The sequence below is a fragment of the Flavivirga amylovorans genome, assembly GCF_030540875.1.
Classification (GTDB): Bacteria; Bacteroidota; Bacteroidia; order Flavobacteriales; family Flavobacteriaceae; genus Flavivirga; species Flavivirga amylovorans.
In genome coordinates this window covers 114856-127520 of record NZ_JAUOEM010000001.1, presented here as the reverse complement: position 1 = coordinate 127520, position 12665 = coordinate 114856, and the positions used below count along the sequence as shown (strand labels likewise).

Genomic DNA, 12665 nt, shown 5'->3' with positions numbered 1-12665 from the left:
CTCGGTTTAGTATTCAACATCTATAAAACGCATCGATCCAGCAGGAACCGTAACTTTTATAGTACTTCTTTTTATTTTCAACTTTTTATCTTTTAAAATATCTTTGGCATATTTCGGTTTTCTATTTTGAAAAATTATTGTCGCTTCCCTTTCTTCAGGCGTCAAATACCCTTGATCCATCAAAATTATTCTAGTATGGTTTTCATCTAGTTTTACGGCTCCCCATGCGCAACCTTCAACCAAAACAGGTAATTTTTCTGCACCTTCTTTTACTTTCGAAAGAATTTCACCTCCAAACTCTTTAGCTTGTGTTTTTTCACCTCCAACAATCCCCACCTTACCAGTACTTAAAATAAAGGGTGTATTGTTAGCTTCTAATTTTGATTTATGTTCTGATGGTACTATAGGAACCATACCATAAGGCAGTTCTGGCAAGTAATTATTCCATCTATAATCTGTACCAAGTACTATTTTAGAAAAATCATGTTCTGGAAGGCTAGTACCTGACCAATGCATTTGAGCTACAGATAAAACCGCATTATCATCATCATCCTTATATTGTAATAGATTGTGGTGTGAATCAATAGATTCAACTAAATGTTCATCTACTTCATCTATTAAATGCCATGAGCCGATATTAAGAATATCCTCTTTTTCCACTAACGGAAGTACTCCAGATTTCATAAGTGCATATAATACATTCATCCCTGGTTTTTCTAGAAACAATTCATTAAAATTGATGCCTATTCTACAACCATGAGCTGCCATCATCACACCTTGTCTTAAATATGGAGACACGGTGCGTTGCCCACCAGGAGATAAAGGTCTCCAACTTGTTGGGTTGTCATCTATTAAACGCATTGAATAATCATCGATATATCCAGCTGATAGCATCCCTACTCTACCTACTAAATTAATTTCTTGACTTCTAGAACTGGTATCTTCTGATGCTGGCACCAATATATCATTATACTTTCCAGAGAAAAATAACTCTTTCCACAATGGTAGATGAGAAGTCATAGCCCAAAACATATTTTTATATCTAAAATAAAGTTTGGCTTTGTTATTTTTCCGAATTGCTTTTGCTAATCGAGGTACATATTCTCTAACAAAATGGAGGACTCTTGGGTCTTCTACATTATCCATTTCAGCATAAATAAAGCCGTAACAAGTGTTGGGAGCAGCTTCAAGAATCTTTTCTAAAGTTTCTATTCTTGTATAAAAAGGGTCGTTACCGTGACCAGCCCAAATAACAAAAGGTTCATTTGCTTCTTCTTTTTGCTTTGCTTTCTCAATAATATCTTCTCTTGAAAGATCATATTTTTTTCTGCGATCTTTCTTTAGCGCATTCTCCCCTAATTTTTCTACTAAATCTGCTCTACTCGTATTTTCGGACCAAGCGCCACTATTTTGAATAAATAATACCTCGTTAAAATCTAGTTTTTTAACTTCTTTTGGCAACTTAGTTTTAGAAATCATCATCCAAGGTTTACTAGCCTTCTTTTGGTATGATGGCGCCTTGAAATTTAAAGCATCTTTATATAAATCGTTGATATTTTCTTTTACCTTACTATATAGACCAAGATATTGGTGTTTAGTATCTAACCAGTTTTTATTTTCTAAATCAAACCCATATATACTGTTTCCTGCACCTAATTCTCCTACAGCAAAAAGTTTCTTGTTTTGTGCGTCAAAAACTAAATCACTATACGTTGCATTTTTATATTTTTTTCCCGTTTTACTTATTAAATTACCTTTTAAATCGCACACGTACATGACACTACCCATTCTAAAAACAATCTCATCTTTATAAGGTAATAAGCTTACACCTTTAGTATGCGCATAACGCTGTGTATCCTTACCTGTGGCGTTATATTTTGCCAATAGTCTAAAATCGCCATCAACTGCTAAAAAAGAACTCTTCCAATTAATATCGCCAAAAATTAGAATATCATCTTTTTTATCTTTGTTGATATCAGAAACTACAAAATCGGTTATCATTATTTTTGAGTATGCTTTCAAACCATATTTGGTTGCATCTCTGTAAGGTAAAGATTTAATGATCTCTTTAGAAATGGGGTCTATAAACCCAAAGAATTGCCATCTGAATTTGTCATGATTGTAAGTCATTAAAAACAAACATTGTTTATCAGGTTCTATAAAGTTTCCTGCTTCTATTTTTCTAACGACCCCTTTAATTTTAGTCTCAGAAACCAACTGCCCATTTGCATCCAGTTCGTATAATTTATAATCATTACCTCCTGCAAAAATTTGAACTTTCCCGTTTTGATTAATAACTGCTACTTCTGAGAAACGAACCTTATGATCGGGCGTAAATTTCCACAACAGTTTTCCACTACTGTCCCAACAATATATATTACCATTACCACTAGCAGCTATTAAATCATCATTACCGTCATTGTTAATATCAGATGCTTCAATTTCAAACATAACTGCTGGCGAATCGGTTTCGTTTCGCCATAACAATGTACCTTCTGTAGTATGTGCAGATGTTGTGCCCTCAAGCTCAGAAACAAAGATTACGCTATCTCCGTTTATGCTACCTGAAACGCCATTTTTTATGGCGCCGCCGCCTGTGGAAAAATTTTGCGCAAATGCAAAATTTGCAAAAAATAAAAAGATTAAAATCTGTTTTGTCATTGAACTTAAATCTACTTTTAAGTGTCTACTCATAGTTGTCTTAGTTATTACCTTAACCCATTAAGGTGGTATTTCTCGAGTTTTATTAGTCAAGAATTAAAATTAGCAATAGAATATTATAAAGTTGTCTTTCTAGATAAATACAGGTTACTTAAACGTAAAAATCTGATACTCTGAACTAACCAACGCCATTAAGCTGAGCTATTTTTTCTAATATTGTGAAAAACAAGATAGACATGTATAGAGTCATTAATTTTTTAGTATTGAGCGTTCTCATAACCACTAACTTGCAAGCACAAGATGTAAAAAGCGCAACGGTAAATCATACTTTTAGTGTCAGAGTAGTAAAAAACCAAGCAAACATAGATAAGGTAGAACAACTACTTACTAACGACGAATGGAAATTATACACTTTTAGAAAAGATTTTTTTGCTATTCAACCCACAATAAAATACTCTAAAAATGATGGTCCTGTTACTGTTCAAACTAAGGATTGGAAAATGCTGGTTGCTAGTGATGGTACTATTACACTTTTTGATTTAAGAAACAGCAGCCCTAGGAAGGTCGATCTAGAAAACGGAGATACCCTAGAACTTCTGGCTATGGGTCTATTAATTGATGACTTGATTGATTATGAAATAAAGCAAGGAACGTATTATAACTCTCGTGTTAGAACAGCAAACCTACTCATGTGTGTTTATTTCAAAAGAAAACTGCAACCTTTGAATTTAAGTGATGGACAATGGTCTAAAATAGATGCCTTAAGCGTTCAACTGGCTAGAGACATTAGAGATACTAGAAAAAATTTCGAAATAGATGCTGAAATCATGTACAGAAAAGATATTGCTCGTGCATATTACAGAATGAAAAAACTAAAAGGAGAAACGCTATTTAATGCTTATAACAAAGCTGGTGAATTTAGCCAACTTCAAATAGACGGTATTAAAAAAACAGATGATTTACGTGTAGAATACAAAAACAATGCGATGAACTTGCTTAGCAAAAAGCAAAAAACCAAATTGGCCAGTCTAGGAAAAAAATAGATTTCACCCTGATAAGGTCATTGAGCTGAGTCGAAATACTGAATTTCATCTCTGTTCCCAAATTACTCTGTAAGTTTTATGCTGCGATTCCTGGTCACACTTCGATTAAACTCAGTGGAACAGCAAGGAATGACGAAATTATAAATATAACGTTTTGTATAAGAGCTGTAGCGGGTTAAAATGTACTTGTTTTTCAGATAACAATATACTTATTAAATACAATAGCGGTTCGAGTTTGCACCCGAACCGCTATTGCTTATAGACCTTGTTGTAGCTAGTTATTTTAAATCATTTGTCCTCCCGTTACTAATGCTATTTTACTTGTGTTCATTTTTTTAATGCTTTTTATTAGTTAAATAAAATTTATCTATCAATATTAAGCTGAAATAAACTTATTTCGGATTATTTGTTCAAGGGTTGTAGGTGTATTCGCTTCTATTGTTCTAGGTGTTGCATAAGCACCATTAGGGTCACCCAAAGCTTTATATAGATCTACCAATTCATTTTGAACAGTATCGTTAGCACCAAACTGAGCAAATTGATTTTTTATATCATCATAACTCACTTGTTTATATGTAATCTCCTTTTGTAACTCTTCTGAAAAAATATCAGCGGCTTCCTGAGGCGTAATATTGCGAGGTCCCATAATGTTTCTGGTCCATTGTCCTGCCCAATGTGCATCCATAAGATATTCCGCTGCCACATCACCGATATCGTCTGCGCTTATAAAAGGAATGTCATGATTTTGGTCATATGGAAATGAAAAGTATCCATTTTTAAGGATGTCACCCTTTTGTAATAAGAAGTTTTCCATAAAATATCCAGGTCTTAAGAAAACCACATTTGGAGCTACCTTTTTAAATGCTTTCTCCATGTTCCCAACATAAGTTACCGTGCCTAGGTTTTCGGAAGCTCCTGCACCTAGGGAAGAAATGACCACCACACGAGGAATTTTATTCTCCTTAATAGCAGCTACTCCTGCAGCGATAATATCATCATACCATTCTTTTAGGCTTGATACTCCAAGTGCCGGTGGCACAAGCCAGAAAAGTGCATCTGCTCCTTTTGTATATGTGACGACTTGTTCTACGTTACTCATATCTACTTCGTATGAAGATGAATTTGGAATGTTTAAGTTTTCTAAAGAAAGTAACTTGTTTCCTAATAATATAGCTGAATGATTTGCTGCTGCTACTTTTTTTGCGATACGGCTGCCTACATTGCCTGCTGCAGCCCCGATTACTATTTTCATAATTTATTGTTTTGATTTATCGTTAAACATTTCATTTACCTCTTTATGGTCTCCCATAGCCGATACTGCCATCGGATTCCAATATTCTTTATAGTGTATAATCTTTCCATTTTTAAGCGTAAATCTAGCCACATAGTCTTGTTGGTATAGTTTATTTGTTGATGGAATAATCACCTCTCCATGAAATTCTGCCCATACGATATGGTTTTCTGTTGTATAACTTTTTACTTGTGAGAATGTTATATCGGGCATGTTCGCAAGAGCACCTTTTAAATAATTGGCATATTGTGTTTTATTCAAAGAAGAAGGTGTACCCAATGAATAGGCATATGGATATTCAATAATGGCTTCTTCATCAAAAAGCTCGAGTACATTTTCGGCACCTAAATTGAAGGCTTCCAATAAATCCTGAACTATTTTTTCTTGTTCTTTTTCATGTATTGAAATTGCTTCACCATTTGTTTTGGTTTGCTTTTTTTGGGCTTGAACCCAATACATATTTGTCAGAAATACAGCAATTAAAATTGCTAATATTGGGTTGAATGTTTTTGTTTTCATCTTATTCTTTTTTAAATTTCTAATTATTTTACAAATTTATGTAGTATACTTGTATCACGCAAGAGGGCACTGAATAGTGCATAACTTACTTTTAGGTAGTAAATAAATAAACAATAGTAATGGAAGTCGAAAAAAAAATAAAAAAAATTTCATACTTAGAATCTTTGAACTCTAGAACCGTTTTTGATGAGAACTGTATTATACAGGTATCCTTTGCTTTGATAGCCGATAAATGGACTCTGTTAATCTTGACTACTCTAATGCAAGGCACAAAACGAAATAGCGATTTACAAAAACAGGTTATCGGTATTTCTCCTAAAATGCTATCGCAGACATTAAAGACACTATTGAAATATGGAATGATTTCACGAAAAGTATATCCTGAGGTACCACCTCGCGTAGAATATACGTTAACAGAATTTGGAAAGAGCCTTGTTGAGCCTTTGTCAAGTTTTTACAATTGGTCAGTGGATTGGGAGGATAGACTTCGAACCATTTACAAAAAAACCAAAGGAAAAAATAAGTTATAGCGACTTTGAATAAATACCAAACCAACCCACGTTATCTAGAAACCCCTTCGTTCTTTTTTAACTTAAAGTTCGTATCACTGTCCACCTTTTCTATAGTAATAGGCCAACTAAAACCTGAGAATTTATTTTTCTCCAGAGATACATTTTCACAATAATCAAATACAAGCGGTGTTTTTTGTGCTCCAGTTGGATATGTATCATCAAGTATGATTTCATTTCCTTTTAACACCAATCCTTTTACTGATTTTGCATAGACCAAATGCCCGTTGAAACTTTTGATTTTATTGTTAATGAAATTGATATTGTAATGGTATTTATCTTCTCCTAACCTTTGTTCTGGTCTTAATAATGGTGAGATATATAAAGGATATCTGGTATCATCTCCATAACCTATATTTTCGAATACATTATTTTTTATGGTGATATCTGTCACTCCACCCGATTCGTACCATTTGTTATTATCACCTTCTATTAAAATGCCGTGCATCTGTGACGAGAAATAGTTATTTTCAATAGTTACTTTACCTTTTGTAGTCACTAATACCGATCTTGCCCTATTTTCTCTAATAATATTGTTCTTCATTTCCAAGTCTGGATTCCAAGTGATATTTTCAAATGACAACAATCCTTTTGGCATATATTCGGGCACTTCGTTAACCGTTAATAAAAACTTTTGTTCGTTTAAAATCTTTATCTCTTTAACGCTTGTTTTCAATATAGGCAATACGGTTTCTCTTGAAATCAATGTGACCTCATCTCCTGGTTCAGCAAATATCAACCCCCATTGTTGCCAATGACTGATTTCGCATAAAAACTGATTATCACCTAAATATTCAGCGACTTTCACATAAGCTCCATGAACATTAATACCATCATCCAACATATGCTCCAACAAACAATTCTCTAACTTTATCAAACCTTTACACCCTAAAAAATGGGTGGCATCTGCTCTTGTGGCTGACATACGACCTTCACTAGAAGTGATTTTATAAGCATTTAAATGAATATTCTCACAGCGCTCTGCAATCAAGCCCATTCCACCCGCAGCGTAAATGGTCACATTTTCTATATATGTATCTTTTGTATTTGATAAATGAATCGCTTGTACCAATCTATTAGTTCCCTGTGGGCCATGATTTACCACAACAGTCCCAACAGGTGGCAACTTCTTCATGGCATTCTTAAATTTTATTTGCCCATTCCCTACATCAGTAGCTATTGCTTTGCTGATGTTGAAACTGTAAGGTCTAGAATCCCAAATAGGCGATTTTGTTTCAGGATCAAAAGGCGTGTTTTGACCGATAGGATCTTCCCAATTATAATGTTGAAAGTAAATTTTCTCTCCTTTAACTTTATACTTGTGATTGGTCGTTACTTTTGCTGTAAAAGAATTTTCAGCCTTATTGGTTTCTATTACTTTAAGTTCTGCTTGAAAAGGAATTTCCCAATTGATTGAAAAGTTTTTTAAAGTGATGTTCTGACCTCCTTCAACAATAAACGGACACAGTCTACCATGAAAAATAAATTCAGAATCATTTCCTTCTATAGTAACACCGTTTAAGCCAAACATTGGAAACGCCATCCTTTTTAAACTATTGTCATGATTAGTAACAGCCCTGTATTGTTCAAAAGCATTTTCGGGATAAAACTGATACGTTCCTTTAGGAAAGTTAACGATGACGTTTTCTTGTCCTTTTAAAGAAGCGATCAACTCATTTAATTCTAATGTGGCATCTTTCCCAGGTAGAATTCCCCAATCTACTACATTAACAACAGTTTGCGCATGGGTAAGTTGCAAAAAGGCAATTGATAGTAGTATTAGTTTTAAAAATTTATTCATGATATATTTATCTTGTTATTTCTGTTTACTTTTCTTGTGAACTTTCAACGGATTCTTTTCTGCATTTGTTTTAGGCAACCAAATTGATAAGTCTTCAATAACTTTGCTATACCCCTGCTTACCAATTAAGTTTTCAAAATTCTTAGGATCCTTTTCTTGGTTGTATAATTCTTCCGAACCATCACTATATCTAATGTATCTCCACTTTTCTGATCGTACAGCATGATTATTAAATTTTTGAGTGGATATGACCGCTCTTCCTGTTTTTAAATCAGGGGTTTCCAATAAAGGCACTAAGCTTTCTCCATCTAACTTTTCTTTAACAGGAATACCGCACAACTCATTTAAAGTAGGATACAAATCCAGTAAACTTACAGGTTGCGAACTACTTTTTCCTTCAGAAGTTTTACCTGGAGCTGCCAAAATTAAAGGCACTCTGGTGGTTTGTTCCCATAATGCAAACTTTTCCCAATGCTCTTTTTGCCCTAAATGGTATCCATGATCAGACCATAAAACAACAATGGTATTATCTTTCATTGGTCCTGTTTCAAGAGCTTTTAAAAGGCGCCCTACCATATCGTCTGTAAAACTAACAGAAGCTTTATAGGCTTGAACAGCTTGTTTCCATTTACCTTGATCTTTTATCCATTTATGCCAATTACGTTTCGCCATGTTTTTACCTGCTTCAGGAACATCATCCAAATCGTTTTCTTGCACTTCAGGTAATTCAATTTCATCAATAGGATATTTGTCAAAATACGCTTTGGGCGTCCACCAAGGAATATGAGGTCTGTATATACCTACTGCTAAAAACAAAGGTTTATCGTGAGATTGAGATAATATTCCTTCTGCCCAAGATACTACTTTGGCGTCTGCCATTTCATGCGGTTCTATATTTAAAGCTGCCCAATCGAAATACCCATGATAAAATGCTTTATTTCCATTAACAGGAATAGTTTCTGGCGCTATTTCATTTGGCATTTGCCTTGTTTTAGATGGAAAATAAGCGTCCCAAGGCTTAGCATCTATATAACCTGAGTACCCCTTTTTTGTTAAAGAAGCAGCATGGTACAACTTTCCACCTCCAAAAGTTGCATAGCCATTATTCTTAAAATGTTGAGGCAGCGTTGTTTTATTCTTAAGAAAGGTATTTTCTCTCCAATCTTGAGTATTTACATATACGCCTGTAGTGGCTGGTGCCAAACCTGTCATTACACTTACCCGAGACGGGTTACAAGCTGGTGCAGCACAATGTGCATTTGTAAATAACATGCCTTTGCTTGCTAATTGATTGATGTTAGGTGTAGCAACCTGTATTTCGCCATTCATTCCATCCAAACAAGCATTTAAATCATCAATTGCAATAAAAAGTACGTTTGGTTTTTTTTCTGTTTTTAGCACATTACTTTTACAATTTAATATTGCTAATAAAAAAAAGACCAATACTACTGTTCTTATATTATGAAAAGTCACTTTGGATATTTATTTAATTATGATACGTTCCGCTTTTGTTCCATAAATAGATGTGACCTTAAAATAATACAAACCCGTATTATAATTAGTAACATCTATAAGAGACGTTGCTTCAGGTGCTATTTTTTTAAAAATCAATTTTCCTATACTATCATATATTGTTATACTACTAGAAATTGGATGATTAATTGTTAAAATATCTATTACTGGATTTGGAAAAAACTGTACATCTCCTTTTTTAAAATCGCTAATTCCCAAAGCGCTACAATCAACATTGTTTCTGTCATCCTCGTAAGTGATATTATTGTAAAATGAAGTGATACAGCTTGGAAATCCTGTACTCGTAATTGAGCCATCAATTGTAGCGGTATATTCGCCCTCAACAATATTTGGTGTAGCACCTTCAAATGGAATAGAATGATATCCCAAAGGAGGAGCCGAGGCTATAATTCTGGTGTTAGATGTTTCCATTGGCAAACTTGTCCAAGGGTTTGCATCTCTAAATGCTTTTTCAATATAATCGTATTCTACTTTTCTTCCTACGGCACTTGTACCAAATTCACCGTGTATCGCTTTGATTATTATTGGTCCTATAAATCTTCCTTTTTTAAATTTTACGGGATCCACAATAGTTGGATCTGTGTCTAACACTCGCAATTCCCTATCAAAAAAGCCTGCCGAAAAATCAACAGTATATACAGATGATTTAGATCTAATATTATCTAAATACACATCTTCATTAATTCTTCCATGTGGTGACATTGAAACACATGTAAAGCCATTTTCTAAAAATAAATCATACGCTTTTATACCTTTCACCACACCATGTTCTCGCTCATTTTCTGTACCAACGTATTGTATAGAAGCTCCAGACTCTAATCGTAAGGTAACGCCTCCAACTCCAGATAGCTGCTCAAAATTTACATTCTTTGCACATTGCACCTGAATTAAACCATAACCTGTATGAAATGTTTCTCCATGCGCGTAACGAACATCTCCTTTAGTAGGAGAGGCTATAACATCATAATCCCATAATCCTTGATGCGTTTCTCCGTTTGTACTAATTGTATTAATTATTGGGTTTAATGACATTGATGACCATATCGACTTATTATCTTGTACATAATAATCTGAAATCCAAAAGTTAAAAACATTCCCTAACTGAAAAGCCCTATACCTATCATTGGAATTGAGATGTGATATATCAATAACATATTTTTCTGTAATATCATCATTAGGTTTTGTTCGGTCACAGTTACTGCAAAAAATCTTAATATTTTCTATTTCTGTTTGAGATCTCCTAGCGATATCAAACATTGGACTTATAGCTCCTTTAAGAACTGTTCCTTTAGAAATATCAATATGCACATTAGATTTCATAAGCACTCTACTTAATGTCATTTCACCAGAAATAATTATCGTGCCTCCGTTAGGTTGAGACGAGACATCATCTACCAATACTTGTAAGTTTGATGTTTCATCATTAAAACCTGTGCCCACTAAAGTTCTCTGATAAGTACCAACAACACCATCAAAATTTGGTGTTAATTGCCCTTGGCAAATAGTAGTAATTATCATCATAATTGTTGATAGTATAGCTTTCTTCATAAAATCATTAATTTTATTTTTTTGTTATTCTATGCTTAATTAAAGATTGATAAAAGCAACGCCTTAATGTTTTTTCTTATTTCCAGCTTGAAATCTTTTTCCTTTTCTGTGTACCATCACAAAACCTTCTCTAATATCTTCACAAACAGAAGGTTCATCTTCATAAACAATTTTTCTAACCTTACTATTTTCTGTTCCTCCTTGATCAATCCTCAATTGGTCAATATTATTAATCGTTACATCATCTTCACTTACATCAATAGTGTAGTGACCTGTGGTTTGTAAATCATCAAGAGAAAGTACTTCTAAGATTTTTTTGTCTTTTTCGCTTCTTTGATCAACAGGAATAGCTGTAATTCTGCTGTACTCTTTGTTGTAAAGTTCTTCTCCTTCTTTGGCGTATTTAGCCATCAATTCATCGTATGTTAAATGCGCATCAGCTCTTTCAACTGTTTCTAAACTAACAGGAGCTACTGTTCTTCTGGCAACTGCCTCTGGGTATAATGTGAATTTTTTATAATTGAATACTACATTTCTTACCACAATATTTTTATAAGAACCTCTTTTAAAAGCTTTTGGGTCATTTGCTGTAGGTTTTGCTTGGATGTTTTTAATTTTTGAAGATACCGCTGCATCAATAAAACCAGGTGATACTTCAACAGCTGTCATACATTGGTTAGCTGTAACGCCATCTACATAAACACTACCATTAATTCTAACGTGAGGACTAAAACCAACCACTCTTACACAATTGGTACAGCTGATGTTTTCCACTCTAATATCGTCAACAATCCCTAGCTCTGTTTGTTCATAGGTTGGAATATTGGCAATACCCGCACCAGATTCAAAGTTTAATGCCGCAGGGGCATCTTTAGCGTGCATATTTCGGAATAAAACGTTTTTTACCATTTGTACTTGACATAGAGAGTATCCTCTGTGCATGTTTTCAGAACTCACGTTTTGTAAAATTCCGTTTTTAGGAATTCCGTGAAGCTTCGTGTTTTTATCAGTAAAATAACCGTTGAATAAAATAGCAGATATTTTAGATTGATTGTCTATGATGTGAAAATCTGAAATCAGAAAATTATCAACACATACAACACCAACAGCTCTTACGTTGTATGAACCAGGTTCTCTGTTTCCTCTGGTTTCACTAATGTCAATGGTGAATTTTTTATTTTTATCGGCACATACAATTTCTACATTTTCAATTCCTTTAATACTTTCTCCAACTTTCAGTACACAGTAACCTGGTTTGCTAGGGTTGAATGGTTTTATGATGACTTCTTTATCTATTTTTAACCGTACATTTGATTTTAACTGGATATTTCTAAGCCTGTAAATAGATGCTCCTTTTTTCTTTTTTTTAATAAGAATGGTTCCTCCTTTTTTATCTCCTTTTTGATATTTAGAAACTTCATCTATTAGTTTTTGTAAATCGGCAGTCATATCTGTACTATTCGACAGACGGTTATTAAGTTTAACCGTGTTTTTTTTAGTTTCAGAAATTACGTTGGTATAATAATCGACAAGATTCGTTTGTGATTTTACAATAGTTGTTGAGCATATTATGATTATAAAAAACAGAAAGGAATTGGGTTTTAATATTTGCATTAGATAGATGATTTTACAGTTTATAATTTTAATTTCACTCCTTTATCTCTAGTAGAGAACCTCAGAAGATGAGTTACTTGCCAAAT

General features: G+C 33.8%; 9 protein-coding genes. 2 read left to right on the top strand and 7 right to left on the bottom strand.

Annotated elements, in window-relative coordinates:
- Window positions 1-6 precede the first annotated feature (6 nt).
- On the bottom strand, window positions 7-2694 hold the full coding sequence (locus Q4Q39_RS00395) for a hypothetical protein (protein WP_303280395.1): 2688 nt from the start codon (window positions 2692-2694) through the stop codon (window positions 7-9).
- Window positions 2695-2897: 203 nt separating this feature from the next.
- On the opposite strand from Q4Q39_RS00395, the gene Q4Q39_RS00390 reads away from it, so the two are divergent.
- Window positions 2898-3704, top strand: coding sequence for a hypothetical protein (locus Q4Q39_RS00390; RefSeq protein ID WP_303280394.1), 807 nt, complete (start codon window positions 2898-2900; stop codon window positions 3702-3704).
- Between the two features lie 376 nt (window positions 3705-4080).
- Here Q4Q39_RS00390 and Q4Q39_RS00385 read toward each other — a convergent pair whose 3' ends face one another.
- The gene (locus Q4Q39_RS00385; RefSeq protein ID WP_303280393.1) at window positions 4081-4956 is read right to left on the bottom strand and encodes an NmrA family NAD(P)-binding protein; all 876 of its coding nucleotides are present in this window, start codon (window positions 4954-4956) and stop codon (window positions 4081-4083) included.
- 3 nt (window positions 4957-4959) lie between these two features.
- Complete coding sequence (locus tag Q4Q39_RS00380; RefSeq protein WP_303280392.1) at window positions 4960-5514, bottom strand: nuclear transport factor 2 family protein; 555 nt, start codon at window positions 5512-5514, stop codon at window positions 4960-4962.
- A 119-nt stretch (window positions 5515-5633) separates the two neighbouring features.
- Here Q4Q39_RS00380 and Q4Q39_RS00375 point away from each other — a divergent pair, with 119 nt between their 5' ends.
- Window positions 5634-6044 (top strand): winged helix-turn-helix transcriptional regulator, encoded by a 411-nt coding sequence (locus Q4Q39_RS00375; RefSeq protein ID WP_303280391.1) that lies wholly within the window; start codon window positions 5634-5636, stop codon window positions 6042-6044.
- Window positions 6045-6075: 31 nt separating this feature from the next.
- Here Q4Q39_RS00375 and Q4Q39_RS00370 read toward each other — a convergent pair whose 3' ends face one another.
- The 4 genes from Q4Q39_RS00370 to Q4Q39_RS00355 all read right to left on the bottom strand — a co-directional run bounded on the left by Q4Q39_RS00370 (window position 6076) and on the right by Q4Q39_RS00355 (window position 12579).
- The gene (locus tag Q4Q39_RS00370; RefSeq protein ID WP_303280390.1) at window positions 6076-7884 is read right to left on the bottom strand and encodes a right-handed parallel beta-helix repeat-containing protein; all 1809 of its coding nucleotides are present in this window, start codon (window positions 7882-7884) and stop codon (window positions 6076-6078) included.
- A 15-nt stretch (window positions 7885-7899) separates the two neighbouring features.
- On the bottom strand, window positions 7900-9285 hold the full coding sequence (locus Q4Q39_RS00365) for a sulfatase (RefSeq protein WP_303280389.1): 1386 nt from the start codon (window positions 9283-9285) through the stop codon (window positions 7900-7902).
- An 81-nt stretch (window positions 9286-9366) separates the two neighbouring features.
- On the bottom strand, window positions 9367-10965 hold the full coding sequence (locus Q4Q39_RS00360) for a T9SS type A sorting domain-containing protein (protein ID WP_303280388.1): 1599 nt from the start codon (window positions 10963-10965) through the stop codon (window positions 9367-9369).
- Between the two features lie 63 nt (window positions 10966-11028).
- Window positions 11029-12579 carry a hypothetical protein gene (locus Q4Q39_RS00355; protein ID WP_303280387.1) on the bottom strand — a complete coding sequence of 517 codons (1551 nt, stop codon included), beginning with the start codon at window positions 12577-12579 and terminating at the stop codon, window positions 11029-11031.
- Window positions 12580-12665: the final 86 nt, after the last annotated feature.

Coding starts and splice junctions, on each gene's coding strand:
- Q4Q39_RS00395 (WP_303280395.1), bottom strand. CDS start 2,694: ATGAGTAGACACTTAAAAGTAGATTTAAGTTCAATGACAAAACAGATT.
- Q4Q39_RS00390 (WP_303280394.1), top strand. CDS start 2,898: ATGTATAGAGTCATTAATTTTTTAGTATTGAGCGTTCTCATAACCACT.
- Q4Q39_RS00385 (WP_303280393.1), bottom strand. CDS start 4,956: ATGAAAATAGTAATCGGGGCTGCAGCAGGCAATGTAGGCAGCCGTATC.
- Q4Q39_RS00380 (WP_303280392.1), bottom strand. CDS start 5,514: ATGAAAACAAAAACATTCAACCCAATATTAGCAATTTTAATTGCTGTA.
- Q4Q39_RS00375 (WP_303280391.1), top strand. CDS start 5,634: ATGGAAGTCGAAAAAAAAATAAAAAAAATTTCATACTTAGAATCTTTG.
- Q4Q39_RS00370 (WP_303280390.1), bottom strand. CDS start 7,884: ATGAATAAATTTTTAAAACTAATACTACTATCAATTGCCTTTTTGCAA.
- Q4Q39_RS00360 (WP_303280388.1), bottom strand. CDS start 10,965: ATGAAGAAAGCTATACTATCAACAATTATGATGATAATTACTACTATT.
- Q4Q39_RS00355 (WP_303280387.1), bottom strand. CDS start 12,579: ATGCAAATATTAAAACCCAATTCCTTTCTGTTTTTTATAATCATAATA.